Origin of the sequence: Vibrio marinisediminis, assembly GCF_014050145.1 — a bacterium.
Taxonomy (GTDB): Bacteria; Pseudomonadota; Gammaproteobacteria; order Enterobacterales; family Vibrionaceae; genus Vibrio; species Vibrio marinisediminis.
In genome coordinates this window covers 1-316 of the sequence record NZ_JACFYF010000130.1, presented here as the reverse complement: position 1 = coordinate 316, position 316 = coordinate 1, and the positions used below count along the sequence as shown (strand labels likewise).

The following is a 316-nucleotide window of genomic DNA, read 5'->3' as shown; positions in this document are numbered from 1 at the left end:
CCAGCGTGCCGAGCAGGTCGTCCAGCGCCGTGCGCGTCCGGCCGGCCTTGGCGGCGCGGGTGGCTTCCAGGTGCCCCGCATGCTGGGCGGCCTGGACCGGCTCGGTCTGCACCGCCTCCAGCCGGATCACGTCGATGCCGAACCCGGCCTCGGCCTCGTCCAGTTTCTGCAGGATCAGGGGGCGCAGCCGCGCCGGGTCCGCCGAGGGGTGCGCCAGGCCCAGATCGAAGCTCTGCCGGGTCTGATCGCAGCGCAACAGCTCCAGCCGCAGCCGCCGCGCCCCGCGCCCCGCCGCGGCCAGCTTGTCCCCCAGGGG

General features: G+C 76.3%; 1 protein-coding gene. It reads right to left on the bottom strand.

The window, feature by feature from the left end; translation table 11 throughout:
- On the bottom strand, positions 1-316 hold a 316-nt coding region (locus H2O73_RS23665; RefSeq protein WP_220457713.1), incomplete at both ends, for a hypothetical protein.